Here is a 25,477-nt window from a genome sequence, read left to right on the forward strand (position 1 = left end):
ATACTAGCACCCTGCTCTTCAGGACCATAGGACCGCTCTTCCCAGCCCTTCCCTAGAACCTAGAAACCTAGTCCCTAGCAACCTTTTCCCACTACGCCATTACCTTCATTTCAACAACTTTAGCCTGAGACGCTTTGAGCTTGTTCTTTGCGTTCCAGACGAGATCGCCAATGCCATCGGTTGGGTTAAAGCCTGTTGGCGTTTCGAGCAGGATTTGGCGAATCGCCTCATGGTCAAAATGGTGGCATGCTAAGTCCAGATTGTCGAGAATGTGATTAAACTGCTCCAATGGCAAGAACTGCTCGTTAGCCGTCATAATGCGTTCATGCTCTGTGCCTTCAACGTTATCGCCAATCAATAGCTCTTCATACAGCTTTTCACCCGGGCGAAGACCCGTGAATTTAATCTCAATATCACCATTCGGGTTTGAGGCCGATTTGACTTCAAGCCCAGAGAGTCGAATCAAGTTTTTCGCCAGATCGACGATTTTCACTGGTTGGCCCATATCCAAGACAAAGACATCGCCACCTTTACCCATTGCGCCAGCCTGAATCACCAACTGAGCTGCTTCTGGTATGGTCATAAAGTAGCGAATGATATCTGGATGCGTCACAGTGATCGCTTTGCCCTCTTCAATCTGACGTTTAAAGAGAGGAATCACAGAGCCGGATGAGCCAAGCACATTACCAAAGCGCACCATGCAAAAACGCGTGCCATTGGTTTTGCTGTTCTCTTGTTGCGCCAGGGCTTGCAAACCCAGCTCAGCCATTCGTTTTGAGGTGCCCATAACATTGGTTGGGCGCACGGCTTTATCGGTTGAGATAAGCACAAAGGACTCTACCCCCGCCTCAATAGCTGCTTTGGCGGTGTAATAGGTACCAAATACGTTGTTACGCACCCCTTCGACCACATTGTATTCCACTAGTGGCACGTGTTTATAGGCGGCCGCGTGGTACACCGTTTGCACCCCAAAGGCACGCATGGTGGTACTGACACGGTTAATGCGTTGCACTGAACCCAACAGCGGGATGATCTCGACGTTAAGCTTTTCTGCTTCAACGAGATTGGAAAGCTCTTTATCAATTTGATAAAGGCCAAATTCAGACAGCTCAAAAAGAACCAGTGATTTCGGTTTTTGCCTTACGATTTGCCGACAAAGCTCTGAGCCGATAGAACCACCCGCACCAGTAACCATAACCACTTTACCTTGGATGTTGGCTTTCATCAGTTCTGGGTTGGGTGCGACCGGATCGCGACCAAGCAGATCTTCAATCGCGACATCTTTCAGTTCATCGACTGTGGCATTGCCGTTTACGATATCGTTGAAATCGGGCACGGTGAGCACTTCAACTGGAAGATGCAACAAAGAATCGATAATGGCTTTACGTTCAGAGCGAGAAGCGCGCGGCGTAGCAAGCAAAATCTTTTCAATCCCCTGCCTTTCGACCAGTTGATCAACACTGCTTGGCGAGTAAACGTTAATCCCTTGAATGATGGTGTTTTCCAATGATGGATCATTATCAATAAAGCCTTGTACTTGATACGATTCCGCATTTCTTAACGCAATGGCAAGCTGACGCCCTGTACTACCCGCGCCAAAAATTAGCACCCGTTCAGAGCCTTTACGGCTAGCCTGCACAATGAGAGAGCGCACCAACATACGCGCCCCACCACAAAGAATCGCCAGGAATGTCATATAGATGACAGGCACCGTACGCGGCACCGTAGCATCAAAATAGTAGGCAAAGGTGGTGATAGAAAGCGCAGAGATCACCGCACCAATCACGACGACCGTTAACGCATGGAAAGTCAAGTAACGCAATACAGCGCGATACAAACCCAGTTTGGTAAAAGCGACTAGCGTTACGACTAAGGTACCAAGCAGCGTTAACCAAGTTGACCCTGAAACCGTAAAAGAGACCTCTCCCGTTCGCGCCGCTAAGGCGAGAAAGAAAGAGAAGGTGATCAATAGAGTATCAATAGCCAAACTGATCAGACGCTTATGCATCCGAGGCAGAGACCAAATATAAGCCAACTTGTCCATAATTATTTCACTTAATATGTAATTCTAAGATTTTTTAACAGCGTCTCCAGAGCCACTGCCTGTCGCTGTCATGATTATATACCGAAAGTAGCTTTTTAGCGTCAAGGTGTCGATCATTTGACGGTCCGTCTGTGCCAACAGCTTTGGCGTCGACATATCAATATTTTGCACTTGCGCCAAGCCAGTAATGCCCGGCAGTACATTGTAAACGCCTAGTGCCTCACGCTCTTGGATCAGTTCTGTTTGGTTAAATAGGTTCGGGCGCGGACCAACCAGGCTCATTTCGCCTTTCAATACATTAATCAGTTGTGGTAATTCATCAATTTTTGTTTTGCGCAAAAAGGCACCAAGTTTAGTGATTGAACTTGTACTTGCCAGATGAGATGCAACTGATTGAGTATTAACGGACATAGTGCGAAATTTAATAAGATTGAATGGCTTTTTATTTCGCCCAACACGTTCTTGTACAAAGATGGGCGATCCTGTGTCGAAATAACCAATGATTAAAACAAAACATAGAATTGGAAATAAAAAAAATGACAAAGACAAAGATATTAATAAATCGAATATTCTAGTCATCTAAATAGCTATCCTTTTTTAGTGTTTCAATTAGAGTATATTTTGGTTGCCAATCGAAATTATCAAATATCATGTCAAAGTCACCATAAGAATCTTCGATCAAATTTTCTATTAAAGATTGTTTACCAAAAATCTTACCGATAAAATAGAATAATCCTTTAGGAACAGGGACATGAACAACTTTTTTATTAAAAAAATGACCTACCTGACTGACAAAATCTTTTGTAGAAATATGGCAATTATCAGAGAGATTCACGACACACTTATTACCAAAGTTGATATGTAAACTATAAATTATAAAATCAATCAAATTATATATTGACAGAAATCTCTTTTTATTATTTACAAAACCGAAAGGTGAAACGGCAAAAACCCGAATAAAATCGAAAAGATATTTCAAATTTCCTGGTGGTTTCTTTGAATAAACAAGAGCTGGTCTTATTATCAAAACTTCGATGTTCTCACTACTGTCAAGTAACATTTTTTCATTTCTAATCTTAATTTTCATATTATCCGGAACATTCAGGCTAACAGAATCTAGATATGGAATAACACCTGCTGAACTAACATAAACAAATCTTTTAACTCGATATTTAACTGCTTGTTCGAAAATATGCTGAGTAATATTATCAGCCAATAAATCAAAACCTTTTCTGGTGTGCGCCTTTTCTGCTAAGTGAATAATGCAATCCACATCTTTTAGTAACAAAGACCAATCGTATTCTTTAAAACACTTGATTGAAATTTGGTTAGAGAATCCACTATCTCTGTTTCTACTAATCGCCACCAAACCTGGATAGCCCTTGGGAAAATGGCTTCCTATATATCCATCAGCACCTGTTAAAACTATATTCACGATAAGAGGTCCATATACATTTTAATAACTATTCTTTCATCAAAATTATTTTCAATATGCTTCCTAGAATATAAGGACATCTTTCGCTTATCATCATTTGATAATAATATGTAATTAGTCATAGCGTCAACTAAGCTTTCCTTGGATTTTTTATCAACTAGATATCCATTCTCACCATCAACAACTGTATCACGACAGCCAACATTATCTGTTGTAATGATTGCAAGTCCTGAAGATGCAGCTTCCAGTAAAGACTTTGGAACACCCTCGGGATAATAGGAAGGTAATACAATACAGTCATGCTCCCTTAAGATAGGTGCAACATCATCAGTTTTACCTAAGAAGTCAATTTCACCGCTACGAATCCAACCAGTTAATTCATCTGAAGAAATCGCATCCTTAGAGAATTCATCAATGAAACCTAGAAGACTAAAATTAACATTTTCACCAAAAACATTTTTCAAAATTTTTGCTGATTCTACATATAACTTCGCCCCTTTTGAATAAAGAAGTCTGCCACAAAATAAGAATCGTGTCGGTCCGCCATCAAAACTGCGTTCTGTATAATGAAATCTATTAAGATCAACTCCTGAACCAGGGATTCTTAATGTCTTTTCTTCAGCTACAATTCTATTTTCAATAAACAATCTACGATCTTGCTCATTCTGGAAAAATATTTTCTTGCTGAACTTTTGAGAAAAATAATAAAGAAAGAATGTAATGTAGTAGACAAAGTTTTTTTTAGTAAAAGCAGATCCTAGCCCAGATATATTGTTAAATATATTTTCCGTAAAAAAATGACCTGAAATCGTACTATATATATTACATTTAGGTGTAAAGTTAAAAATAAAATCAGGCTTTATTTTCCTGTAAATACTATAATATTTGCAAATTGTTTTAAGATCATTAAGAGGATTAACACCACCTCGATCTAGAGATATGTTAATATGCTTTACACCTAATCTAACCAAGCGTTCTACATACTCATCTTCTGGTGATACTAAAAAAACGTTATAGCCTGATTCCAACATTTCAAGGACAGTGTTTTTCCTGAAGTTGAAGATATACCATGCGGTTGAACTTGAGAAAACTATATTCTTCATGACAATAATAAAATCAATCCCGATTTATGAATTTTATATTTCTGATTATATCCTGCCTGTAAATGCAGTCTGATTCTATATTTTTTGAAACTACTGATCCAGCTCCAACAACAACATTATTCCCTATACTGACACCTTTTAAAATTATTGTGTTAGACCCTATCCATACATTATTACCTATTTTTACTTCGTCACAAAAGAAACCCTGTTTAGAGAAAGGAATGTCAAGCTTTTTAAAATTATGATCATGGTCATAGATTAAAACATTTTCACCAAACATACAGTCATTTCCGATGCTAACATTCTTTCTTACATTAATAGAACAATTCCGATTAAAAAAAACGTTATCACCGATTGAAAGAACACCAGATGTCACATTAAAATTTAATCCAGACCTAGCTCTAAAATAATCACCAACAGATACGCGCGCAGACCCAATCACAATGTTTCCATTAAGTCTTGACTTTATAATATTTATATTAAGACTTTTTATATATATTAGTTTAAATATTAACGTTAGAATAACGGAGAAAAATGAATGTAGAATTTTCACAAGCATAATACAAAGACTCAGCCTTATTTATTTCTATTAAATAGTAAAGTTATTATTAAATACATTTGAACAAAACTTTGAAATATCAATTTCTTTTGAGTAATCCATATAAACACTAGAATTATCAGACTTTGTAGTAATAGATTCAATTAAGCCTTCTTCAATGTCCATGACACTAGATGAGTTTAGAACTTTGACTTCAGGTAATGAATTTAACTCATCAGCACAAGGTGACACAATGATATTTTTAGTACCACTACACATCATTTCTAAGATAACGTTTGGAAAGCCTTCCCTTTCAGAAACTAAAATACCGATATCCGCGTTGCTCATGAACGAATATGGATTACTTGTTTGTCCCCAAAAATTAACAAACTCACTAACATTCAAATCGTCTACTAAGTTGACTAATTCCCCATATAACGGTCCTTCTCCTACTATATTAAGAAATGCATTGTGTCCACGAGATATTACGTTGGAGAATGCAATAATTAAATTATCAACCTGTTTGACTTTGACTAATCTTCCGACAAAAAGTATATTAACCTTATCCTTAGGAAAGGAGACATCTTGTGAATGACAAGAATTTAAAATATGCATAACATGGAGAGGATTCCTTATTTTTCTTACATTGTATTTATTAAATTTCTGCACATTGCTTAGTAGAGAATCTTTCATTTCCTGAGATTGACATATGATGAGGTCTATATTGTAATAAATAAAATAGAATAGCCTAAAAGTCAGGAGTTTCAAACCAGAGAACCTCTTAAAAACAACAGTAGACTCTCTTGATATGTGTTTTGAAGATTTAATTATTCGAAATCTACGGCACAACGAAACGAAAGCATTAATGTGGGTATGAGATGTAAATACAAAATCAAATTTTTTCGACTGAAAATACCAAAAAAACATTAAGACCCCATATATCTCACTTTTTCCATTCAAATAATTGAGATTAACATTTTCAGGAAAACAATAAGGTGACCAATCGTTTCTTGTTCCTTTAGAGAAGAAGTAGATATCTATATTATTTCTATTGTTTTCACCCAAATATTTAACAATATTTAGTATTACTCTTTCTGCACCACCTAAAGTGGGGGATGGCAATAAAAAAAGGTATTTCATAATTGTTTCAACACCCAGTCTTTATAAGATTCATTTCTGCTTCTGTGACTATTTCTATTAGATGAGCTAGTCACACTATCAGAAAAACTATCAAAGCTCTTAATAAATCTCGCGGGATTTCCTGCATACACTGTGTTACTAGGAACCGACTTAGTCACTACAGAACATGTACCTATTACTACATTATCACCGATAGTTACACCAGGGAGAATTGTTGAGTTTGCACCAACAAAGACATTATTACCAATAGTTATCCTACCGAATTTATAGTATCTTCTGTTCTCTTCGCTAACTAATGAGTACGAACCATCGTGAGTTAAGAATGTAACATTTGAAGAGATAGTAACATTATTACCTATTTCTACAAGAAAAGGTTCTGACCCAAAATATCTTGTATAGATTCTGCTAACATTACCAACTGTTACGCCTAAGTATCTGGCGTTTTTTACCCCGCCAAACACTTTAAATATTACAATTGAAATTAGATATCTCATTGCTTTCTTCATTAACTTATCTCCATCTTGAGAAATACATTAACTTCCTAATTATGAATGAAATTACATATATAATTAAAAGTGTCAATACAATTCTTTTAAGAATACCAACTAATAGAAAAAGATCTTTTCGATTAGAGTAAAAGCAAATATAAACTAGAGCTACAGATATGGAGCTCTTCGCCAAGATAGAGTAAACATTTCTATATAAATGATAGATACATATCAAACAAATCAAAAAAATCACTGACAATGTAAATAATGAAAAATATCCACCTAAACTAAAAAACTCAGCCCAAATATTACTTCCTACACCATAGTCAACCTCTGGAAAAAGATCTCTTTGAATTAGATAATTATATTTACATGATTCAAGATCTATATATTCGTTCATGGCAGGAAGAATCAAAACTGGTATAAATGCAATATTTGAACACTCAACTATATAGCTATCAGAAATTACACGATTGAATATTCCTTGAGTCGTAAAAGGTTCTGAATATGTAAAAGCTGTGACAAAAAAATCATCACTTGCTAATTTCTCAGCTACAAGTTGAAAGTCGTTCATTTTTACTGCTATATATATGAACTTATAGATAAAGAAAAAAAATGAAACAGCTATAACTAAAAGTATTTTCTTTTTGTTATTCCGTACTACTAGATCTAGTCTTTGGTCTATAAAAAATATAATACACACACCTAAAAATGCTATTGCCGCGTTTGAACGATGGCCGATATATATATTAAAAGCAAGACTTATAAAAGTAAAAAAAAGCAATAAATTGTAATGTTTGGTTTTTATGCTTTCTTTTTTTAATAGAGATAAAAAACATAGAGCGATCATTGAGGCTGTAGTATTAAGAGTTGTCCACCTACTTTTAGCCTCTAGAACCATACTTTTATCAGCAGATAATAACGCAGGCCCACTCACAACATACTGCAATATAAAACTGATCAATATTAGAATAATTAATGAAAGTGTTTGAGTTTCTAATATTACATTATTTCTTGCTATATCATTATTTCCACTATTAAAAATATTTATTTTTCTAGGAAGTAGTTTAGTATAAATAAAATCAGATAACGGACATAGGAAAAAAATAAATGATGCAATCAAATAAAATTCAGGCACTATATCAACTTGTTCTACATATCTACCCGATGGCTCATTAACAACGCCAAAAAAAAGAGGCATAAAGTAAATGCTTATACATATAAAAAAGAAGAATGATATAGATAATCTATTCTTCATTATAAAATACGCCATAATACTTATATAAACTGTATAAAATATTATTTGATTCAAGCTAAAACCTATTATTTAAGAAAAATATTCTTTGCCCTAGATATATATGCAGATTCTGAAAACTCAAGGTCGGCATGCCTAAAACAAGATATTTGAATATCTTTTTTACCCTTTTGTTTAATTAGATTTTCTAACTCTCTATATTTAATCAAAAGATCATCTAAATTATTCTCTGTGAATATATATCCTGTTACACCAGGTTTTATGTATGACGAAGTCCCACAAGTATCTGCACATATAACAGGAACTCCAGAGGCCATTGCTTCCAACACTGATATTGATGCCGGCTCTTTCTCCGCTGGCAAAATAAAAACATCAAATTCTGAGTATATATTTAACACGTCAGCATGTGACATATTTGAAATAAATTCAACTCTTTCTGAAACTCCAAGACTATCAGATAATAATTCTAGTTCCTTTTTAATTCTCGTGTGCTCTTCTGAACTTTCCTCTCCAATTATAGTTAATTCAGCAAGAGGAAATGTTATCAGCATTTGCAAAAGTAAATCTAACCGCTTTCTTTTCACGTATTTACCAATAGATAAAATCCTAACACTATCAGATATGTTGTCTCTTTCTATCATTTCTTTTTTGTTAGATGAAACTACAAATGGTAAATATTTTTTAACTTCCGTATCAACACCACCAATAGGTGTTATCCATTCTGCATCAAAAATTGACTTTATTAATTTTTGTTGCCAGGACTTAAACCAACTTGTACTTTCCGATTTAGTAGTATCTTGAGTGTAAAAAACAATTTTAATATTTAGCGACTTCGCAGCTAGTGCAGCTATTACTGAGAAGTATCTTTTAGGATCTCTTATTATTATCACATCAATTTTACTTGCCTTGAGATTCAAGTAGTATTTAATAAAACTTGGGAAAGCGTAGTATAAGTTTGATTTATTAGACGGAAAAAACTTATTGACAACCTTAGAAAAAAATGAAACTTCAATTATATTTGGCGATATGATTCTGTAATTTTCACTTTCGCCTCTTTTTAATACATCAAATCTAACTTCACAACCAAAATCAATTAATGTTTTCACAATGCCGCATTGATTCGTATGGTATCTAGGAGCGACGAATAGCACTTTCATTCACGTTTCCTTTCTTTATTATAAACAAAATATAATACAAACATCATAAGAGAAATATTAAAAACCATACCTACAATTGAAAATGATATAATTGAGTAATCAATATCTTTATAAATGAATGAAAAGAAAATCAGCGATGCAGTTCTGAATAGGAAAAGTGAAATTTCATAAATCAAAAACTCTTTTTGCAAACCCAAGGCAGGAATCGCCGATGTTACAGGTTTATTAACCAAAGCGGCTAGTAACCACAACCCTAAATAGCCAGAGTATTTTCCTGATTGTGACCATTGTTCACCAAGAATAAAAGTTAATATTTCTTGACCAAATAGATAAATAGAAATAAATACTGGTAAAGACAATATAAACAATATGAGTGATGTACGAAGTAATGTACTAAAGATCTTTATATTAGAATTCACAGAGTATGCAATTTCAGAAAAGAACACTCTAGACAATACTCTACCCATAAGAAGTGAAGGTATACCTACGAGTTTTCTTGCCATAGCATACTGTCCAGAGACATACGCACCAAATACGTTACCAAAAATTATAACTGGCAGATTTTGACTTGTATTTGAAAGTAGATTTTGAGGGAACTTATAGATAGCAAAGTCTATATTTTTCTTGAATTCTCTAAGAATTAAACATGCATTGTACTTAACCTTAAAAATCCTTACATTATTTATTCTGAGTGCTAATGTAAAACCTAATACCTGAAAAGCATAAAGAATGAAGTTTCCTATTATCAACCCATATTCATTATCAAAATAAAAACTTGCAAAGAAAGAACTCGAAACGCTTATTAATGTACTAACAACCATAACAACTGAAGCGTATTTAAATAGCATCTTCCTGCTAATAAGGCTATATAAAACATCCTGAAAGCAGGCTAATATACACATCCCAGGAATTATATATACATATTTACCATCAAAATCTATTAACAATAATTTATAGTTAATTAAAAGAAGCAATATTTGTAGTAACCCAAAAAATCCCGAAAGAAATATAATCCCTCGAGCAATAAGTCGAGCTTGGAAATCTCTTTTTGATGTGATTATTGCACCGCTATATGACAAGGTGCAAACTATACTCAGCACTCCTAATGTGGCCAAGTATATAGAGAATTGCCCCCATGCCTCTGGAGAATAATACCTTGTCAATACAGGCAGAGTTGCCAAATTAATTATTTGAGTTCCAATAGAAGACGTAAACATATACTTTATGTTTTTTAAAATTCTAGCTTGATTCACCCAATCCCTCTGACTTTATAGTGACACATATTAGTTTGGTCAATCTACGCCTTCAGACATAGTATTTTACTTGCCAAGCTTAATCATATACCAATTTACAGTTTTAATTAGCCCCTCTGTTATTCTAAATGATGGCTTATAGCTAAAGTTAATTTTGGCTTTCTCTATACTAGCTTGTGAATGCCTTACATCTCCAGAACGAAACTCTTTATATATAGGACCATTTTCAACACTGATATTATTCTCATATAATATATTTCTAATCGTATCATAAAGCTCATTCAACGTAGTTCGATCACCAACAGCAACGTTATACACCTCGTTTTTTGTTTCTTCATTTGAAGTTGCAGAGAGAATATTAAGTTGTACTACATTATCGACGTAGCAAAAATCTCGGCTTGTCTCGCCATCGCCATTAATATATATAGTCTCACCTTTAATCATAGCAGCGATCCATTTAGGAATGACTGCGGCATAAGCACCGTTAGGATCTTGCCTGCGGCCAAACACATTGAAATAACGCAAGCCAATGGTTTTAAAGCCGTAAGTGCGGGCATATACACCAGCATAAAGTTCGTTTACGTACTTAGTGACGGCATATGGCGAAAGGGGATTACCGATATTTTCTTCTACTTTAGGCAGTGCGGGGTGATCGCCATAGGTCGAGCTGGATGCCGCATAGGTAAAGCTTTTCACTTGAGCCTCTTTAGACGCTTGCAGCATATTGAGAAAACCGGTGATATTGGCGGCATTAGTGGTAAGTGGGTCGGCAATCGAGCGTGGCACCGAGCCGAGTGCGGCTTGATGTAAAACATAATCGACCCCTTTTACCGCTTTTTCACAGCTTGGATAGTCACGTATATCGCCTTCAATAAAGCGAAAACGTTCCCACTGCTCTGCCGTAACCAGTGATTGCACCTCATCTAAGTTGTGTTGGTGACCCGTAGCAAAGTTATCTAACCCCACGACTATTTGATCAAGCTTAAGTAGTTTTTCAAGTAGGTTTGAGCCAATAAAGCCCGCCACACCAGTAACAAGCCAAGTTTTAGGTGATTTCACTAGCTCTTGTTGGATTTGTTCGTATTTGGTCATGATTGTTCCGTTGTTCTAGGTTCTAGGTTCTAGGTTCTAGGTTCTAGGTTCTAGGTTCTAGGTTCTAGGTTCTAGGTTCTAGGTTCTAGGTTCTAGGTTCTAGGTTCTAGGTTCTAGGTTCTAGGTTCTAGGTTCTAGGTTCTAGGTTCTAGGTTCTAGGTTCTAGGTTCTAGGTTCTAGGTTCTAGGAGGAAAGTTTATTGAATTCCTCCCAGAGCCACTACATTTCTTTGCTTTAGAGGCGCATATCGACGTTTTGTTTATCCAAAATGTACTTGAGATCGTACAAAACGTGTTCATTTTTTCCTAGTGCGCGAATTGCCTCTGCGCCCATGTCACGGAATTCATTGTGAGCCACTGCCATAATGATCGCATCATAGTGGTTGGTCTTTGGTTGCTCACATAGGCTTAAGCCATATTCATGCTGCGCTTCGGCGTTTGAACACCAAGGATCCACGATATCAACATTGATGTTGTACTCTTTGAGTTCAGCGACAATATCGATCACTTTGGTGTTACGTAAGTCGGGGCAATTCTCTTTAAAGGTCAGGCCCATTACGAGTACATTGGCACCCTCAACGTGAATACGCTTTTTGAGCATTTTCTTCACGAGTTGAGAAACCACATACTGGCCCATGCCATCGTTGAGGCGACGACCTGCTAAAATCATCTCTGGGTGATAACCAACGCTTTGCGCTTTGTGCGTCAGGTAATATGGGTCAACACCAATACAGTGGCCGCCTACAAGGCCAGGGCGAAATGGGAGGAAGTTCCACTTAGTACCCGCCGCTTCTAGCACTTCTAAGGTATCAATGCCAAGCTTGTTAAAGATGATAGATAGTTCGTTAATTAGGGCAATGTTCACATCACGCTGGGTGTTTTCAATCACTTTTGCCGCTTCGGCTACTTTGATGCAAGAGGCTTTGTGAGTGCCAGCCACTATTATGGATTTATAAAGTTGATCGACAAATTCTGCCGCTTCAGGAGTCGAGCCACTGGTGACTTTTAAAATATTGGTTACGCGGTGTTCTTTATCACCCGGGTTAATGCGTTCTGGCGAGTAACCTGCGAAGAAGTCTTGGTTAAACTTAAGGCCTGATACACGCTCCACCACTGGAATGCAATCTTCTTCGGTCGCACCAGGGTAAACGGTCGATTCATAGATAATCACATCACCCTGTTTAATCACTTTACCGAGCGTTTCAGAAGCTTTAATCAGTGGAGTTAGATCTGGCTGTTTATGCTCATCAATCGGTGTAGGGACGGTAACAATAAACACATTGCAAGTTTTTAGCTCTTCCAGAGAAGTGGTGTAAAGCAGGTGCGTCGCTTCGGCTAATTCGCTGTCTGAACACTCAAGTGTGCTGTCACGGCCAGCACTGAGCTCATTGATTCGTGCTTGATTTATATCAAAGCCAATAGTGCTGCGTTTTTTACCAAACTCAACCGCGAGCGGTAAACCCACATAGCCCAAACCAACAATGCCAACTTTGGCGTTCTCTAATGAAAAGTCCATGGAACTTCCTTTAATACATAAAAAATAGGTTCTAGGTTTTAGGTTCTAGCAAGAATGATTACGCCTTCTTACTCTCACCATAGCTGTAGTTGTAATAACCATAGCCGTAGTAACTTGAGGCACGTTTTTCGGTGGCGTTAAGAATTACGCCTTTCACCTCAATCCCTGCTTGCTCAAAGCGGTTACGTGCCACTTCAATCTCTTTCACTGTATTTTGCCCAAAGCGTGCCACCATCAGTGTGGTGCCAGCGAGTGAGCCAACAATGCTTGGGTCGGTCACCGCCAGTACTGGCGGGGTATCGATAATCACCAGGTCATAGTTTTCACTCGCCCACTCTACCAACTGTTTAAAGCGCGGGTGCATTAAAAGCTCAGATGGGTTGGGTGGCACTTGGCCGCGGGTGATAATATCGAGGTTATCCACTTTAGCGTGTTGCACGGCGGTGGCGGTGTCGATTTTGCCCGCTAGGTAATCAGAGAGGCCGTTTTCCCACTTAAGGCCAAAACATTGCTGCAAATAGCCTTTGCGCATATCGGCATCTATCAACAGGACTTTTTGCCCCGTTTTGGCTGCCACGGCTGCAAAGTTAGTGGAGATAAAGGATTTACCAATACCTGGCGCTGGGCCAGAGATCATCACCACATTGTTTTTCGCCTCCAGCATGGCGAAGTGCAAGCTGGTGCGCAGGCCGCGTAGCGCTTCGATGGAAAGGTCCGCTGGGTTACTCTCTGAAAGCAGCGCCAAATCTTTGTTGTGCTTTCCTTTGCGCTTAAGTTTCTCGGCTAAAGCTAATTGCAGGGTTGATTTAGGCACACTAGCGTACACAGAAAGACCAATCTGCTCGATTTGATCGGGCGTTTCTACTCCGCGATGCAGCGCAGCTTTTACCAGCACAATCGCCACACTGAGCATGCCGCCCAGCAAGGTAGCCAGCACTGCAATCAGTGGTTTTTTCGGTTTGATTGGTTTGGCAAAGGTTTGCGCTTCATCCAAAATGCGCACATTACCAACCGTGCCCGCTTTGATGATGCTCAGCTCTTGCACTTTATTGAGTAGCTGAATGTAGATCTGCTGGTTCACTTCCACATCACGCGTCATGCGCAGCACTTCACGCTGGGTTTTCGGCAGCTTTTGTACTTGCTGGTTTAAACGCTCACGCTCTTTCAGTAGTGTTTCGCGCTTATCGAGCAGCGCAATATAAGCGGGGTGATCTTTGGTAAAGCGCTGGCTAATTTCACTCTCTTTAAAGGTCAGCTCGTTAAGCTGCGCTTCGAGTTTCACCATCACATCCAAGGTCGATTTGGCCTCTAGGCCGAGGTCGATAGAATCGTTTTCTTGGCGAAAACGGTTTAAGCTGTCTTCGGCGGCGGTGAGGCTGTCTTTAATATCCGGTAGGTGGCCTTTTAAAAAGGTCAGGCTTTTTTCCGCTTCCGCAGAATTGCGCTCAACGTTTTGTAAAAAATAGGTTTGGCTAATGTGGTTGAGGATCTCACTAATTTGCTTACGGTTTTCACCTTCAAAGCTCAGTTGTAAAATCCCAGTTTGCTTGCCGCGCTCAGAGATGGCAAGATTTTGCTTTAACCATTCAATCGCCTCTAAACGGCTACGCTGGCCAATGGCAAACTCTTGACCAATGTGAGAACGCAGCTCGGTGACAAACAGCTCATAACCGTCGTTTTTCGCCAGCTCGCCCGCTTTGCCTTGCAGTACCACGCGCTCATCTTCACGCACCAGTTGGTAGCTTTGCTGCGCTTCATCGGTAACTACTAGGGTATGCTTCATCCCCTGCGCGTAATCGGGCACTTGGTAGCGGCTCACCTCAATCTGGTTTACCTTGCCTGCCATGCGCGCTAGGCCCTTGCCGACCAACGGGAAATATTTCGCCTCAGTCACCGTGGTGAGGTTAAATTTATCTACCGTGTCGCCCAAAATCATGCGCGATTTGATAATTTCAATTTCTGTGGTGGCGGAAGATTCCTGCGAGAACAGCTCGCCCATATCGCCCACTAAAGAGCTAATGCCACCCGAGCTTTTTTGCTCAATTTGCAGCAAGGCATCGGCTTTATAGATCGGCGTAGAAAGCAGCGCCACCGCCACCCCACCTACCGCGAAGATAAAGGTAATGGCGAAGATGAACCATTTGGCATCCAATAAAATACCAAGCAGCTTGCCCAAATCGATTTCGTCAGAAGCGTTATCAACAGAAGGTCGAGTTTGTGGTGTTGTCATTGTCTCGTAAATTTCCGGGTTGGTGGATTTTTGAATAAGGTTCTAGGGAGAGCAGTTTTCTAGATTGCTAGGTAAAGAAGGTTGCTAGGGAAGAGAAGATTTCTAGATTGCTAGGAAAGAGAAGGTTGCTAGGGAAGAGCTGTTTTCTAGGCTTTTGCTCTTCCTAGGCCCTAGTAATCTCGTCCCTGCTCTTCCGCCCTTCCTAGTCCCTAGTAACCTCGTCCCTGCTCTTTCTAGATTTCTAGGCTTTTGCTCTTCCTAGTCCCTAGCAAACTTGGGACTCATTCCTGTTTTGCTACAACTTCTTCGCCCAGGCTTGGGCGGCTTCATCAATTAACTTGTAAGCGTAGTCAAAGGCTTCTTTACTTTGTCTGTATGGGTCGGGGATGTCTTTTTGCCCGATCCATTGGCCGAATAACATGGTTTTGCCACGTGCTTCTGGCGCTATTTGCGTCAGTGCTTCCATATGGCCCTTTTCCATCACTAAGATTAGATCATACTGGCTGCATAACTGCGGTGTTAACTGTTGAGAGTGATGATTTTCCACATCCACCCCGTGCTCGGCCGCGACTTCGATCGCCATGGCATCGGCTGGCTTACCGACTAAACGGCTTTTTTCCGCCGCAATGCCCGCAGAAGCAATGGTTTTATGCGGCAGTAACTTTTGCAACACGCGCTCCCCAGTAGGAGAACGACAGATGTTACCGACACAAACGACTAGAATTTTGTTAAACATGCCTTACAGCCTATCGATATAAAGTTTTGGGTCCTGGGTCCTAGGTTCTAGGTCCTAGGTTCTAGGTTCTAGGTCCTAGGTTCTAGGTTCTAGGTACTGGGTTCTGGGTTCTAGGTTCTAGGTCCTGGGTTCTAGGTACTAGGTCCTGGGTTCTAGGCTCTAGGTTCTAGGTCCTGGGTTTTGCTTTCCCTAGAACCTGCTCTTCCTAGGGCCTAGGGCCCGCTGTTCCTCTAGAACCTGCTCTTCCTAGGGCCTAGGGCCCGCTGTCCCTCTAAATCCTGCTCAATTAGGTATGTACCTCGATTGTCTTTAACAACACCGGCACGATATTTAATTAAGCTCGCTATCATTCGACTTACTCTGGTTGCTAATGCTATCAGCTCTGAAGCTTCAGAATCGTCAAAATAACCAAACTCTTTAGCTAGAAGAAGTTGAGTCACTAACTCACCACAAGATCCTTTAGCGATATAGAGAAAGCGAACAGACTCCTTCGTTGTTTCTCTCTCTTCACCCTCTGCAATATTAGAGGGCACAGAAATAGCGGAGCGTCTTATCTGATCGCGAAAAACAAAATCCTTGTTATTCTTAAAAATTCTATGAACACGAATCGCTAACTCAAAACTTTCCTGCCAGGCTTTCAGTTCTTGGTATTTCATGAGTACTCATCCGTGAGAACCGTTGTTCATTCGTTTTAACAACAAAAACTGGCAACTTAGCTAAATAGGCATTGAGTCCTAGAGCCCACAAAAAACTGCTCTTCTCCGCTTTTTGCCTAGGACCTATTGCCCAGGGCCCAGGGTCCGCTCTTGCCTTTTATAAGGCCGCTTTTAACCGTTTTTAACCTTTCTTACGGCCAATTTCTTACCCTTAACGCGCCTTCGGTTAGGTTGTTAAAGCCATTGATGGTTGGCAGTAGCTGGCCGATCAAACGGTTCCAGCGGGTGATTGGCGCGGCGGTGACGTAAACAATATCATACGGCTTGAGGTCAAACTCTGTGCCGATAACTAAAGCAGAGGCGTCTTTGATATTGAGTTGGTAGATGTCGGCCATGCGCTCGGATTTGTTGTCTGAGGTGCGGATAACAAACACGCCGGTTGCATCGGCAGAGAGCTCGTTAATACCGCCGACACTGCTGAGGGCTTCGGTCAGGCTCATGCCGGAGCGATCCATCTTCAGCAGTTTGGGATCTTTCACTTCACCCATGACAAACACTTTTTGCGTGTCATTGCGCGGTACGTGGACGATGTCGCCTGGTTGCAATAAGCGGTTTTGCGTGAGATCGCCACGCTGCATCAGTGAATATAGGGAGATTTGTTGCTCTTCACCGTTGCGCGTTAGGGTCACATTGCGCCAATCGGCGTCTTGCGCTAGGCCACCAGCGCGGTTAACCGCATCTAGCAGAGTAAGAGGGATATTGGTGATAGGTTGTTGACCAGGGTTGGAAACTTCACCTGTGATGTAGGCTTTTTTCGAGCGAAACGCGGCAACGTTAACATCCACCTGCGGGCTTTCGATAAATTTCGCTAAGCGCTTGGCGATATCGGCGCGGACTTCACGCACGGTTTTGCCCGCCACTTCAACAGTGCCAATATAAGGGTAGAAAATGGTGCCATCGGCGTGAACCCAGTTACCTGCCTCTTCGGCGCTACGGTAAGAGCCAGCAGGAATGGTCAGTTCGGGGTGATCCCAAATGGTGACGTTGAGAATATCGCCCGGGCCAATTTGGTATTCGTAACGCGCAAGCTGGCTATCAAGCTCAGGGTTAGCACGAGAAACCGAAGGCGACGTAGTGAGGTATGTCGAGATGGTTTGGGTTGTTAACGGGTAGAGGTTAACCACTTGCGAGAGATCGGTCTCTGCTTGATTTTGGTTAGTTTCAACACGCGTTTTGTTGTCGGTAGGAAGGTGAGAGCCAGGAACAGTACATCCGGCAAGCAAGACAGGTAGCAAGGTTGCTAACAGCAGTTTTCTTTTTAGTTCCATGTAAGCCAAATCATCATAATGCCAGAGTGATTAACTGCACTCTTGGGTGAATACAAAGTGGGTTTGATCGCCGGAGTGGCTAGCATCTGCTAGGCTCAGGTATTCAACATAGTTAAACACGCTTCCATGATCGCACTTAACTATACTTTATAGCCCGCCATTCCTTTTTTCTCTGTGATTTTCGCTGCCGAATCGCGTTTGGCAACCTTGATTGTGTGCAAACCCCAAGTGAATTTTTGCTAAAAACTTAAAATTAATCTTTTTAAAATATAAAAAAATTAAATCTGCATTTCGCAATTCGGGCACGCTACCGCCCGTTGGTGTATACGCACAACCACACAGCGCATGATGAATCCATCGACGGGTATCAACCTATCGACAAATTACTGACGTTTCATGACAGAGATTCAGATTCTGTCATGATTAATAATATTTATGGCGGCTTATTATCCATATTGTGGCGTACAGCACAAATTGTTTTTTGGGGGAAGGGGGAAGAAGAGAAGGGGCGAGTTTGCTAGGGACTAGATTTCTAGGAAGGGCAAGAGCGGAAGAGAAGGTCCTGGGTTCTGGGCCCTTGGTCCTGGGAAAGCAAGAGCGGAAGAAAGAAGCGAGATTACTAGGGACTAGATTACTAGGCGGAGCAGGAGCGAAAACCTAAAAAACTAACGCCCTGCTCTTCAGGACCATAGGGCCATAGGACCGCTCTTCCCCGCTTTTCTCCCAGGAACTAGGGCCGCTCTCGCCCTTCCCAGGACCGCTTTTTCAGGACCATAGGGCCTCAGAACCGCTCTTAACCACTCCTTCCCGCTTTTCGCCCAAGAACCAGGGCCGCTCTCGCCCTTCCCAGGACCGCTTTTCAGGACCATAGGACCACAGAACCGCTCTTAACCGCTTTTCCTGCTCTTCCTAGAACCTAGCGACCAAGGAACCAGGGCCGCTCTCGCCCTTCCCAGGACCGCTTTTCAGGACCATAGGACCATAGGACCGCTCTTAACCGCTTTTCCTGCTCTTCCTAGAACCTAGCGACCAAGGAACCAGGGCCGCTCTCGCCCTTCCCAGGACCGCTCTTCAGGACTATAGGACCACAGAACCGCTCTTAACCGCTCTTCCTGCTCTTCCTAGCACCTAGAACCTCGTACCTTTCCTTCCCCCCCCCTTTCTATGAATTTTTCTTGACGTAGATTTTGCTCAGTATTTACACATTGTTAATATAACGCTATGCTTGAGGTTGCGTTTGGATCCAATTAAAACAACCGGAGCTTAATTTTGAAAACTAAACTACTAACAGCGTGTGTGGCTGCAGCTTTGCTTGCAGGTTGCGGCAGTGATGGCAAAGATCCTGTTAAGCAAGTTCAAGCTTACGATGGTGCTATCTGGGGGATTCCAGGCACTTATTCTTGTGCAGATGGTACTTCTGGCCCTATTCCACGTACAAGCTACGATGGCTTTGCCAACATTCCAGGTGCCGTTGATTCCCAAGTGATCAGCGACCCAGCTCAATGTTCTTTCTCTTTCGGCTTAACTGACGCGCAGAAAGCAGACCCTAGTTTCGTTGTAACAGACACGTCTAACGGTAAAAACATGAAAAATGTTTCTTACTCGGTACCACGTGGCTTTGCGACTGCTGGCACTAAAGTAACTGCTTCTCCGCTGACAACCTTTATTGCTCTAGAACTGGGCGACGAACCTTACACTCCAGAGAAAGCAAAAGCATCGCTAGCGAAACTCGGTATCGATACTGATGCTCTAACAAATGACACAGGTGTCACCTTAGAGCAGCTTCTTTCAGATACTTCTACTGCTATCGAAACATTGAAAGCAAACCCAACGGTTGCTGCCACGTACTCTAAAATTGTGGCAACAACTCACGTACTTTCTGACACTCTAGTGGCAAAAGAGTCTGCAACTAAAGAAATTACTGCCGACTCTCTAGCGGCTTCAGTAAGCAAAACGGTAACAGCGGTAACTTCTGAGTTCCCTGACTATCCAAAGTCTAAAGATGGCACTAAAGAAGTTGTTATAAACCTCGTTGATGACATCAAAACCAGCATCGACAATACTGGCGATGACGGCATTGTTCCTGACGTAACTGTCGATGAAACCAAAGTGGATGATGCAGTTGTTCCACCAAAACCAGTTGACCCAACCCAGCCACCAACAGGTACTGGCACAGGTACTGGTGGTAACGGCGGCAGCACTGGCGATTAATTTCGGCTGAAATACGCTTGCTAAAGGCACTCTCTGTGAGTGCCTTTTTGTTATCAAATGGACTCTTTTTTCTTAGGATACCCGATGAAGCTTAATCCTATTCGCTTGGCGATGCTGCTCGGCGGTTTACCTTTAAGCAGCGCCGCTCTAAGTGCGCCTTTATCTGTCACTTCAGCTAATCAGGCGTTTTCTGGCCTGGTTTTAACCCCGAACGCGCAAGTGATGCAAAGCGGGGACTTTAGTTATACCTTCGCCCAAGGCGTTCCCTTTCGTGGCGAGATTGCTGAGCTGGATGTGCTGAAGTTTTCCTTGGGTCTCTTCCAAGGGCTAGAAGCTCATGGGCGTATTGTGACGAAAACTTACAATACCAATCTGTATGAGAACCCCAGAACGGGTGGGATTCGCGACCTCTCTGCATCGTTTAAATATCAGATCCCCAATTTCTATCATCATGACAATCTCAAGCTGGCCTTTGGTATGCAAGATTGGGGCGGCGCGGCCAACAATTTTGAAACAAAATACGCAGTCGCGGACTACACCTTTGATGCGTTGCCCGTACGTGCCAGCCTTGGTTATGGCTCTTCCACCTTAAACCCGCAAGTGATGAACGGCGCGTTTGGCGGCGTGGAATACCAACCGTTTGATTTTGTACAGCTTATCGGCGAGTACGACAGCGTAGCTTACAATGCGATGGTCAAAGTGATGACGCCCAAGGATTTCCTCCCTTACGGCGTGAAAGCCTCACTCGGTTATCAGCTTTACACCAGTCATGAAAAGAGTGAACAGCCCCTATGGCAAACCCAAGTGAGCGTGCCGCTGGCAGGTAGATTTATCACCGAACCCACCCAAGTCAGCGACCGCCTCACCCTGCAAGACAAACTGACCGTCGCGCAGCAGAATGCACAAAGCGCTTCGCTACAAGCACTAAAACAAGCGCTGCTGGACGAGGGCTTTTTGAATGTGCGCCTCGGCCGTCACGATGGGCAGTTGATTGTCACACTGGAAAACCGCCGTTATAACCAAAACCAAGTCGATGGCCTTGGTGTGGCATTGGGGATAGTGTCTAGCTACTACGGGCAAAGCGCCGCAGCAGAGCTCGAGCTGACTAACGATAAGGTCCAAGTGATCGCCCTAACCAATGGCATTGCGACTAGCAAAGTCAGCACTTCTGCGCAGTGTTACCGCGATTTTCTGCGCGACAACATCGCCTGTAGCGATCTCGCTTTTGACACCAGTAACCCAGGTGAAGTGCTCGACGCCGCCGATTGGCAGGGCGAGCAACAAGCGTCCGGTTTTGGCCGCGTGCAACTTAGCCTTGCACCAACACTGCGCTATGGCGTGGCGACAGAGTACGGGGTGTGGGATTACAGTTTAGCTTTAGCCAGCAATGTTTACGCTCCCTTATGGAAAGGCGCGGCACTGGATATTCGCCATGTAACCCCGGTGGCCAACAGTGATGATTACGAAGAGGGTGGCTACTGGCAAAATTCGGCCTTTGAAAACGGGGTAGACCGCGTAGTGGCGCACCAAGCTTTCTCCCTACCTTACGGCTTTGGTTATCAATTGTCTCTTGGCCGCATTCGTACAGATTATGAAGGCTACACCCATGATCTCGCTTGGCACTCTCCGCAAGGTCACCATTCACTTTCTTACCAGTACAGCGATTATGAGCACCGCGATATCAAAGGTCAGGAAAAGTCGGTTAGCTTAGCGGGTTACCACTACTCACGCCCAGAGTGGGATTGGCAATTGGATATTGTCGGCGGCGAGTTTTGGAACAGCGACAAAGGCTATGAGATCACCACCAACCACTGGTTTGGCGATTTCAACGTTTTCGCTCGTTACCTCTATAGCCAGTTTGAAGGCAAAGACAAAGAGCAATTTTTAACGCTGGGCGTCGCCTTCCCGATTGATGTATGGCGCGGCATGAAACCGGGTTACCTTCAAGTTCGCGGCATCGACCAGTTTGATTTCTCACTACAAACCCGCATTCATGAGAAACACAACTACATCAATAGCGGCCTTGGCGGCAAAGTCAACTTCCAACACAGTTTGGAACGTCAATATCACAACCGTAGTCGCTATGGCGCGGGTTACTTCGAAAACCAACAGGTACGTTTAAGAAATGCGTATTTAAGGTATTTGGATAGGGATTAAGAGCGGAAAAGAGGGAAAAGAAGGTCCTAGGAAAAGCAGGAACGAGTTTGCTAGGGACTAGATTTCTAGGAAGAGCAAGAGCGGAAAAATGGTTCTAGGCCCTGGGTCCTAGGAAAAGCAGGAGCGAGTTTGCTAGGGGCAAAGAATAGCCAGGCACGAGCTTACTAGGGACTAGATTTCTAGGAAAAGCAGGAGCGGAAAAATGGTTCTAGGCCCTAGGCCCTAGGCAAGCAAAAGCGGAAGGAAAACTGCTCTTTCCTAGAACCTAGCAACCTAGACCGCTTTTCCTGCTCTTCCCGCTTTTCCTAGTCCCTAGCAACCTTCTTTTCCCTTCTTTTACCCGCTCTCCCAGAACCTAGCGACCTAGGAACCAGGGCCGCTCTTTACCGCTTTTCCCGCTTTTCCTGCTCTTCCTAGTCCCTAGAACCTAGCACCTAGGAACCTTCTTTTACCTTCTCTCCCCTGCTCTTTCCTTTCTTTCACCCCAACACCCACCTCATTGCTGCTTTAAACCAAGGGTGCTCTTCTGCCCAGACGACTAGGCGCGGGGACCAGTGATAATACTGCGCCACTAGCCAGTCGCCTCCAGGGAGATTGAGTAATACCTCGTCGCGAAAATGACGGTAATAAGCCAGCGTTTGTGGTTGGTCGGCAAACAGAGATGTGGCGAGAAAGCAGCGGCTGTCGCTGCGTTTCTCTCCGGCGACCGCGAGAGGGCTGACACTCATTTCGAGCAGGATTTGAAAGCTATCGCTTTGCTCTGCCGCGCTTTGCGCATTGGCGATGGCACCCGCGCTGATGGCGAGACTTTGCCCGCGATTGGTTAAAATAACTTCTCTCTCTCCACTGCTACTGAGCAGTTTGGCTTGGGTAAACTGATAGTTTGCTTGCTCAGGGCGGAGCAAAATTCCACCTTCCGCCGCGAGCCATTGGCCTGAGAGTAATATGCGTCCATCGGTGATTTGCTGTGCACCAGAAAGTTGTGCGGAGGTCAAATCCAGCAATAGCGGCTGACCTGAGAGCGAAACGCCCCAGTTTTCCCCTTCTGCTATGCTGATCAACGCCATTTGCCGCGCTTCGGTGAGGTTATTTTTTACTGTGATTTGCCCAGTTCGCGCTACATCGGTTGCAAGACGAACTCGGTTGCCCACCACCGCTTGCACTAGATTTTGCGCATCTTCGACGATGGCTAAGTCCACGCTCGTTTCGCCGACAAAAAAGCTCACCCACGCCTCTTGCTCTACTGGCACAGGGCCCACTTGGATGACCTCGCTGACGGAATCTGATGAGCTTTCACTCAGCGGAGAAGTTAGTTCAAACTCACTGCCACCCACCTCGATGTGATACACCAAGCGCACCTGATAGCTGGCGTCACTGCTGCCTTCGCTATCGAGATACTGATTGTTCACGCCGCTGACGCTAGCAATCTTCTGTTTGTAGCTGTTGTTACTGGTACGATAGATCTGGTACTCGCTGGCATAATCGCTGCCTTGCCAAGTCAGCAGCTCGCCACGTTCAATACTTTGTTGGTAGAGGTTGATGGGCGTAGGAACGTCAGGCAGATACTCAAGCTGCTGCCACTCTCCGCCCGCGCTTTGCCACTCCAGCCAGCCAGCTGGCATATCCCAATCACTAAAAGAGATCAAGCTATCACTGGATTGCAACGGTGTGAGTGTTCGCTCACGTTCTGCCAAAGTACTGTTTTTCGAAGCGCTGCGGTAACGCCACGCGCTGACTTCGTCTAAGCGATGCCCGGCGAGACGAAACTCACCAGAAACTCGCTCAATCGACAGCACTTGCGGGTCAACTGCTGTGATATCAGCAAAATTGGCCACACTGAGGCTACGCCCTTGTCTTACTCGGCTGACCAGTGACGCGCTGGTTTGACTCTGCTGCACTAAGGCGCTGACAACCGCCCCGGCAGACCAATTGGGGTTTTGCTGCCAAAGCATAGCGCTGGCCGCTGAGACAAATGGTACCGCCATCGACGTGCCGCTTTCTGTTCTTGTCGCGTTATTCGGCGCTAAGCTAAGAATCTGGGTGCCCGGCGCGGCTAAATCAGCCTTGGCCCAGTTGAAATTACTGGTGCTGTTTAGGCGCTGGTTGGCGTTGTCCCAGTTAGCAATGGCTAACATCATCGGCAGTTTGGCGGCAAACTCCGCAGGATAGACATCAAAGTCATCGCGTTCTAGATCGAGGCCCGAGTTACCTGCGGCGACAATTTGAATGATACCGAGTTGGTCGGCTTCTTTCATAACATCCCACAGCGCTTGCGAGTATTGGGTCACCGTCCAAGAGTGGTTGATGATGTTGGCCTGATGGTCTATCGCCCAGCGAATGCCCGTCACTGCATCGGCGATTTTCCCGCCGCCTGTACTGCCTAAAAAGCGGATTGGCATCACTTGCGCACTGCTACATGCGCCTTGAGCGCTGCTGCTTTCACTCGCCTTGGCAGCGAGAATCCCCGTCACATGCGTGCCGTGGCCAAACGGATCGCTCATATTGGCGCTTGGGTTGAGCACATCAAAGGGCGCAGAGAAAAGTACATGGCTGAGCGCTGCATGGCTGGTATCGACACCGGAATCCAGCACCGCGACACGCATGGCATCGCACTGTCGCTCGCTTGCGCTGAGCTGCGAAAAACCCGCAATCGCTAAGCCATCTTGCGCTTCGGTGGCAGCCTGAGCGGCGCGCAAAAGGCCGCTCTTTTGCTGCCGCTCGCTTAATGGCTGCGGTTCGCTTGGTTGCACTGGGTCTTCTAATTGTACAGGTTCTTCCAATTGCACTGGCTCTTCCAATTGCAATAGCGCATCGGGCTCGATATAGCGCACTTGGCTATCGGCGAAAAAAGGCAGGAGGTCAGCTTGCTTGACACTGAGCAGGCGGTCTTGATCAGCAAAAGTATACAGCGGCGTTAGGTGCGAAAAACGTTCGCTATACCCCGAGTCACTGATGCGGATTAACCAGCTCTGCGCCAACGCAGGATGGCTAGCCAGCAAAGCCGGGCCAAGCAGAGTAAAAGCAATAACAAAACGGCGAAGAAAGTACGGCATCCGTGCAATTCCTGTAGTGAAGATATCCTTTCTATTTATACTCAATTTTTATCTACTTGATGGATAAAAGCCAAGCGCTATAAGGT

General features: G+C 43.1%; 19 protein-coding genes. 2 read left to right on the forward strand and 17 right to left on the reverse strand.

Annotated elements, in window-relative coordinates; translation table 11 throughout:
- Positions 1 to 91: 91 nt before the first annotated feature.
- From EWA64_RS07465 to EWA64_RS07540, 16 genes are all read right to left on the reverse strand, one after another.
- Complete coding sequence (locus EWA64_RS07465) at positions 92 to 2,044, reverse strand: polysaccharide biosynthesis protein (protein WP_061895795.1); 1,953 nt, start codon at positions 2,042 to 2,044, stop codon at positions 92 to 94.
- 24 nt (positions 2,045 to 2,068) lie between these two features.
- Positions 2,069 to 2,623, reverse strand: a complete 555-nt coding sequence (locus EWA64_RS07470) for a sugar transferase (RefSeq protein WP_061895794.1) — start codon at positions 2,621 to 2,623, stop codon at positions 2,069 to 2,071.
- Positions 2,616 to 3,479 (reverse strand): NAD-dependent epimerase/dehydratase family protein, encoded by an 864-nt coding sequence (locus EWA64_RS07475; protein ID WP_061895793.1) that lies wholly within the window; start codon positions 3,477 to 3,479, stop codon positions 2,616 to 2,618. The genes EWA64_RS07470 and EWA64_RS07475 overlap by 8 nt, the downstream gene beginning before the upstream one ends.
- The gene (locus EWA64_RS07480) at positions 3,476 to 4,582 is read right to left on the reverse strand and encodes a glycosyltransferase family 4 protein (RefSeq protein ID WP_061895792.1); all 1,107 of its coding nucleotides are present in this window, start codon (positions 4,580 to 4,582) and stop codon (positions 3,476 to 3,478) included. The genes EWA64_RS07475 and EWA64_RS07480 overlap by 4 nt, the downstream gene beginning before the upstream one ends.
- 13 nt (positions 4,583 to 4,595) lie before the next feature.
- Positions 4,596 to 5,024, reverse strand: coding sequence for an acyltransferase (locus tag EWA64_RS07485; RefSeq protein ID WP_170320363.1), 429 nt, complete (start codon positions 5,022 to 5,024; stop codon positions 4,596 to 4,598).
- Between the two features lie 147 nt (positions 5,025 to 5,171).
- Complete coding sequence (locus EWA64_RS07490; protein WP_369435821.1) at positions 5,172 to 6,260, reverse strand: glycosyltransferase; 1,089 nt, start codon at positions 6,258 to 6,260, stop codon at positions 5,172 to 5,174.
- A complete protein-coding gene (locus EWA64_RS07495) occupies positions 6,257 to 6,766 on the reverse strand; it encodes an acyltransferase (protein WP_212590092.1) in 510 nt (169 codons plus the stop codon). The genes EWA64_RS07490 and EWA64_RS07495 overlap by 4 nt, the downstream gene beginning before the upstream one ends.
- A gap of 4 nt (positions 6,767 to 6,770) precedes the next feature.
- On the reverse strand, positions 6,771 to 7,949 hold the full coding sequence (locus EWA64_RS07500) for a hypothetical protein (protein WP_061895788.1): 1,179 nt from the start codon (positions 7,947 to 7,949) through the stop codon (positions 6,771 to 6,773).
- 122 nt (positions 7,950 to 8,071) lie between these two features.
- Complete coding sequence (locus EWA64_RS07505) at positions 8,072 to 9,160, reverse strand: glycosyltransferase family 4 protein (RefSeq protein ID WP_061895787.1); 1,089 nt, start codon at positions 9,158 to 9,160, stop codon at positions 8,072 to 8,074.
- Complete coding sequence (locus EWA64_RS07510; RefSeq protein ID WP_061895786.1) at positions 9,157 to 10,413, reverse strand: oligosaccharide flippase family protein; 1,257 nt, start codon at positions 10,411 to 10,413, stop codon at positions 9,157 to 9,159. The genes EWA64_RS07505 and EWA64_RS07510 overlap by 4 nt, the downstream gene beginning before the upstream one ends.
- A gap of 66 nt (positions 10,414 to 10,479) precedes the next feature.
- Positions 10,480 to 11,505 carry an NAD-dependent epimerase/dehydratase family protein gene (locus EWA64_RS07515; RefSeq protein ID WP_061895785.1) on the reverse strand — a complete coding sequence of 342 codons (1,026 nt, stop codon included), beginning with the start codon at positions 11,503 to 11,505 and terminating at the stop codon, positions 10,480 to 10,482.
- Positions 11,506 to 11,739: 234 nt separating this feature from the next.
- Positions 11,740 to 13,020, reverse strand: coding sequence for a Vi polysaccharide biosynthesis UDP-N-acetylglucosamine C-6 dehydrogenase TviB (gene tviB, locus EWA64_RS07520; protein WP_061895784.1), 1,281 nt, complete (start codon positions 13,018 to 13,020; stop codon positions 11,740 to 11,742).
- A 58-nt stretch (positions 13,021 to 13,078) separates the two neighbouring features.
- Positions 13,079 to 15,250, reverse strand: coding sequence for a polysaccharide biosynthesis tyrosine autokinase (locus tag EWA64_RS07525; RefSeq protein WP_170320362.1), 2,172 nt, complete (start codon positions 15,248 to 15,250; stop codon positions 13,079 to 13,081).
- A 295-nt stretch (positions 15,251 to 15,545) separates the two neighbouring features.
- Positions 15,546 to 15,986 (reverse strand): low molecular weight protein-tyrosine-phosphatase, encoded by a 441-nt coding sequence (locus EWA64_RS07530; protein WP_061895782.1) that lies wholly within the window; start codon positions 15,984 to 15,986, stop codon positions 15,546 to 15,548.
- 230 nt (positions 15,987 to 16,216) lie between these two features.
- Positions 16,217 to 16,642, reverse strand: a complete 426-nt coding sequence (locus tag EWA64_RS07535; protein WP_065860346.1) for a four helix bundle protein — start codon at positions 16,640 to 16,642, stop codon at positions 16,217 to 16,219.
- A gap of 191 nt (positions 16,643 to 16,833) precedes the next feature.
- Positions 16,834 to 17,970 (reverse strand): polysaccharide export protein, encoded by a 1,137-nt coding sequence (locus tag EWA64_RS07540; RefSeq protein WP_061895781.1) that lies wholly within the window; start codon positions 17,968 to 17,970, stop codon positions 16,834 to 16,836.
- A 1,269-nt stretch (positions 17,971 to 19,239) separates the two neighbouring features.
- Here EWA64_RS07540 and EWA64_RS07545 point away from each other — a divergent pair.
- Both EWA64_RS07545 and EWA64_RS07550 read left to right on the forward strand, forming a co-directional pair.
- A complete protein-coding gene (locus tag EWA64_RS07545) occupies positions 19,240 to 20,181 on the forward strand; it encodes a hypothetical protein (protein WP_061895779.1) in 942 nt (313 codons plus the stop codon).
- 84 nt (positions 20,182 to 20,265) lie between these two features.
- Positions 20,266 to 22,338, forward strand: coding sequence for a YjbH domain-containing protein (locus EWA64_RS07550; protein ID WP_061895778.1), 2,073 nt, complete (start codon positions 20,266 to 20,268; stop codon positions 22,336 to 22,338).
- Between the two features lie 479 nt (positions 22,339 to 22,817).
- Here EWA64_RS07550 and EWA64_RS07555 read toward each other — a convergent pair whose 3' ends face one another.
- Positions 22,818 to 25,391: a S8 family serine peptidase gene (locus EWA64_RS07555; RefSeq protein WP_061895777.1), complete on the reverse strand. Its 2,574-nt coding sequence runs from the start codon at positions 25,389 to 25,391 to the stop codon at positions 22,818 to 22,820.
- Between the last annotated feature and the right edge of the window lie 86 nt (positions 25,392 to 25,477).

The sequence above is a fragment of the Vibrio cidicii genome, assembly GCF_009665415.1.
In the GTDB taxonomy this organism is placed as follows: domain Bacteria; phylum Pseudomonadota; class Gammaproteobacteria; order Enterobacterales; family Vibrionaceae; genus Vibrio; species Vibrio cidicii.

Bases quoted from the DNA above. Each gene is read 5' to 3' on its own strand.
- EWA64_RS07465 (WP_061895795.1), bottom strand. From the start codon at position 2,044: ATGGACAAGTTGGCTTATATTTGGTCTCTGCCTCGGATGCATAAGCGT.
- EWA64_RS07470 (WP_061895794.1), bottom strand. From the start codon at position 2,623: ATGACTAGAATATTCGATTTATTAATATCTTTGTCTTTGTCATTTTTT.
- EWA64_RS07480 (WP_061895792.1), bottom strand. From the start codon at position 4,582: ATGAAGAATATAGTTTTCTCAAGTTCAACCGCATGGTATATCTTCAAC.
- EWA64_RS07490 (WP_369435821.1), bottom strand. From the start codon at position 6,260: ATGAAATACCTTTTTTTATTGCCATCCCCCACTTTAGGTGGTGCAGAA.
- EWA64_RS07495 (WP_212590092.1), bottom strand. From the start codon at position 6,766: ATGAAGAAAGCAATGAGATATCTAATTTCAATTGTAATATTTAAAGTG.
- EWA64_RS07500 (WP_061895788.1), bottom strand. From the start codon at position 7,949: ATGCCTCTTTTTTTTGGCGTTGTTAATGAGCCATCGGGTAGATATGTA.
- EWA64_RS07505 (WP_061895787.1), bottom strand. From the start codon at position 9,160: ATGAAAGTGCTATTCGTCGCTCCTAGATACCATACGAATCAATGCGGC.
- EWA64_RS07515 (WP_061895785.1), bottom strand. From the start codon at position 11,505: ATGACCAAATACGAACAAATCCAACAAGAGCTAGTGAAATCACCTAAA.
- tviB (WP_061895784.1), bottom strand. From the start codon at position 13,020: ATGGACTTTTCATTAGAGAACGCCAAAGTTGGCATTGTTGGTTTGGGC.
- EWA64_RS07525 (WP_170320362.1), bottom strand. From the start codon at position 15,250: ATGACAACACCACAAACTCGACCTTCTGTTGATAACGCTTCTGACGAA.
- EWA64_RS07530 (WP_061895782.1), bottom strand. From the start codon at position 15,986: ATGTTTAACAAAATTCTAGTCGTTTGTGTCGGTAACATCTGTCGTTCT.
- EWA64_RS07535 (WP_065860346.1), bottom strand. From the start codon at position 16,642: ATGAAATACCAAGAACTGAAAGCCTGGCAGGAAAGTTTTGAGTTAGCG.
- EWA64_RS07540 (WP_061895781.1), bottom strand. From the start codon at position 17,970: ATGGAACTAAAAAGAAAACTGCTGTTAGCAACCTTGCTACCTGTCTTG.
- EWA64_RS07550 (WP_061895778.1), top strand. From the start codon at position 20,266: ATGAAGCTTAATCCTATTCGCTTGGCGATGCTGCTCGGCGGTTTACCT.
- EWA64_RS07555 (WP_061895777.1), bottom strand. From the start codon at position 25,391: ATGCCGTACTTTCTTCGCCGTTTTGTTATTGCTTTTACTCTGCTTGGC.